Source organism: Gordonia sp. (in: high G+C Gram-positive bacteria), assembly GCF_020438995.1.
Classification (GTDB): domain Bacteria; phylum Actinomycetota; class Actinomycetes; order Mycobacteriales; family Mycobacteriaceae; genus Gordonia.
The window spans coordinates 1-3,196 of the sequence record NZ_JAGQTN010000092.1 but is presented as its reverse complement, the minus strand read 5'-3'; the positions used below and the strand labels follow the sequence as shown (position 1 = coordinate 3,196).

General features: G+C 66.4%; 2 protein-coding genes and 2 rRNA genes. 3 read left to right on the top strand and 1 reads right to left on the bottom strand.

Going from position 1 to position 3,196, the window contains the following annotated elements; all coding sequences use genetic code 11:
* The 3 genes from KDB67_RS07850 to KDB67_RS07840 form a co-directional block, all read left to right on the top strand.
* Positions 1-118: ribosomal RNA gene (locus KDB67_RS07850) — 23S ribosomal RNA — on the top strand; the annotation flags it as partial.
* 116 nt (positions 119-234) lie between these two features.
* A 5S ribosomal RNA gene (gene rrf / locus KDB67_RS07845) occupies positions 235-351 on the top strand.
* Positions 352-468: 117 nt separating this feature from the next.
* Positions 469-2,835, top strand: coding sequence for a protein kinase (locus KDB67_RS07840; RefSeq protein ID WP_291014486.1), 2,367 nt, complete (start codon positions 469-471; stop codon positions 2,833-2,835).
* Positions 2,836-2,843: 8 nt separating this feature from the next.
* Here KDB67_RS07840 and KDB67_RS07835 read toward each other — a convergent pair.
* Positions 2,844-3,196 (bottom strand): acyl-CoA dehydrogenase family protein (locus tag KDB67_RS07835; RefSeq protein ID WP_291014484.1); only part of this gene is annotated, 353 nt, incomplete at its 5' end.

The window sequence follows — 3,196 nt, the reverse complement described above, 5'->3', positions numbered from 1 at the left end:
TTCTCACCCCCTCCGAGGGGTTAAGGCCCCCCACAGACCATGGGGTTGATAGGCCAGAACTGTACGCACAGCAATGTGTTCAGGTGACTGGTACTAATCGGCCGAGGACTTACAACAACACCCACACACCAGTGTGTGGGCCAAGTGACGAATTCATACGCATCCACTATGTACCTCTGAAACAACACACCCATGTCTCCGCACCGGAGACTGAGTGCATAATTTCACAGTTTTTGCGGCGGCTATAGCGGTGGGGAAACGCCCGGTCCCATTCCGAACCCGGAAGCTAAGCCCACCAGCGCCGATGGTACTGCACCCTAGTCAGTGTGGGAGAGTAGGACACCGCCGCAATCAAACCCCGTTCGGGCCCCGTCACCACCGGTGACGGGGCCCGACGCATTTCCCCTGCCGGAAACTGCGCAGACGTGAGACCATGCTTGCCATGAACGTCAAGCCTGGCCGGCAGCGGTGACAGGCCCCCTGAACGTCGGCGACGGGTTCGCCGGCTATCGGATCGTGCGGCGACTCGGTGTGGGCGGGATGGGTGAGGTGTATCTTGCCGACCATCCGAGACTGCCGCGTCAGGATGCGCTCAAGGTGCTCACCACCGCGGTGCAGGACGATCCGTCGTTTCGAGTGCGGTTCGACCGGGAAGCGGCGATTGCCGCCAATCTCTTCCACCCGCACATCGTCCCGCTCCACGACCGTGGCGAAGAGGACGGCCGTCTGTGGATCTCGATGGCATACGTCGAAGGCACCGACGCGGCGGTCCGGGCGGCCAGGTACGACGGCAATGTGCTGCCCGCACAGCTGGTCGGCGACATCGTGACTGCCGTCGGCTCCGCCCTCGACTACGCACATGAGCGAGGTCTGCTTCACCGGGACGTCAAACCGGGCAACATCCTGCTCACCGACTCGGCTACCCCGCACATCTACCTTGCCGATTTCGGGATCGCCAAGGCGCAGGACAGCGCGACCGGGGTGACCGGAACCGGAGCGTTCGTGGGAAGCCTGCCGTATGTCTCTCCCGAACAGATCCGCGCCGACACCAACGTCACCGGTGCTCTTGACCAGTACCAATTGGCTTGCACCGCATTCGAACTCCTCGCCGGCGAGCCGCCCTATGCCGGACCAGGCGTCGCGGCGGTACTGAACCAGCATCTGCACAGCCCGCCACCGAGCCCGCGTAGTCGTCGGCCGGACCTTTCTTCAGCGGTCGATGAGGTATTTGCCAGGGCAATGGCCAAGGATCCCGCCGCACGGTATCCGAGTTGTGCAGGCTTCGCCGCAGCGCTCAGCGCAGCCCTGCACACCAGCGCACCTGCCGAGGGACGTGGCGATTCGATGGAGACAGTGCGCCTGCCCGTGACCGGTGAGACCGTTGTGCTGCCCCCCGCACGGGCCGAAGCCCGACCTCCTACTCTTGGGCGTCAGTCCGGCGAGGAACCCACACTCCGGCACAACTCGGCGGAGACACCGACCGTACGTCGCGTTTCAGGTGAACAGCAGCCATCCGGGCGACTCCGGAACTCCGGTGAGCGGTCTGCGCAGGCCGAGCCGAGACCTCCGGCGGTTCAGCGCACCCGGCACCTCGGACCGACAGACCAGGGACCCGTCGACCATCCTCCCGTCCCGCGCACGATTGTGGACAAAGGCGCGCACGCCCGGACCGAGGGGCAGGTGGCACCAGGTGGAGGACGTCGCCGGGCCGTCCTCATCGGTGCTGGGGTGGCACTCGTGGTGGCGATCGTCGCGGTCTTCGTACTGATGATGGGCGGCGATGACGAGCCCACGGAGCCTGCGACCGCGGGTGGTCCGCAACCCTCCGCCGGCCCGACGTCGCGGACGAGCGTGCCCGGTGTCAGCGACGCGACGTCGGTGGTGGCGGGCACCCGAGGTGCGTGCGCCGTCGCAGACGCAAAAGTGTTCTGCTGGGGCGAGAACGCCGCCGGGCAACTCGGCGACGGCACCACGGAGGATCGCGAAACACCCGTTCAGGCAGGGGATCTGACGGGTGTCACCGCGGTGTCGACCGATGCGGGCACCACCTGCGCGATCAGCGACGGCGCCGTCTACTGCTGGGGCAGCAACTCGTCCGGGCAACTGGGCAACGGGTCGGCCGACGACAGCTTAACCCCCGTCCGGGTGCCCGGATTGTCCGGCGTGACGGCGATTGCCACACACTCGGAGACCACCTGCGCGGTCGCCGGCGGTGCCGCCCATTGTTGGGGGCGCAATGACTCCGGACAGGTCGGCGACGGTACGACGGACAACCGCAGTGCACCGACCAGGGTGCCCGGACTGTCACGTGTCACCGCGATCTCGACGTCGCACGGGACCACCTGCGCCGTAGCGGATAAGACCGCACAGTGCTGGGGGCTGAATGAGGCAGGTCAGCTCGGAGACGGCTCAACCGACGAGCGTGCCACGATCGTCCAGGTCGCCGGACTGACCGATGTCAGCGCGATCGACGTCGGCTACAACGCCGTCTGCGCCATCGACGGCGGCACAGCCTATTGCTGGGGTCTGAACGAATCGGGTCAGCTCGGCGACGGCACCACCGAGAACCGCGGTACACCGACTCAGGTCGGCGACATCGGCTCGGCGACGTCGGTGTCGGCAGGTGTCGGACAGGCCTGCGCCGTCTCCGATGGGACCGGCTACTGCTGGGGCTACAACGGATTCGGCCAGCTCGGCGACGGCACCACCGAAGACCGCACCACCGCGGTCCGCGTCACCGACCTGTCGGGGCTACGCGCGATCGGTGCGGGTGAGGACACCACCTGCGCGGTGTCCGGTGGCAAGGTGTACTGCTGGGGCGAATTGGCGAGCTGACGCGTCAGTCAGGGCAGTAGTCGGCGCAGTGCCTCGTGTGGCTGCCCGAAGAGCTGCGAACTACCTTGTGCGCGTTTGAAATACAGGTGGATGTCGTGCTCCCAGGTGATACCGATGCCGCCGTGGATCTGGATGGCGTCGCCGGTGACCGAACTGAACGCCTCCGAGCAGTAGACGTGCGCGGACGCGGCGAGTGTCTCGGCGTCCGGCGCATCGTCGACGAGGGCCTCTATCGCGGCTCGGGCGACCGATCGTGCGGATTCCACCAGGACGTACATGTCGGCCATCCGGTGCTTGAGGGCCTGGAACGAGCCGATGGCGCGGCCGAACTGCTTGCGCACCTTGGCGTACTCGACGCTCA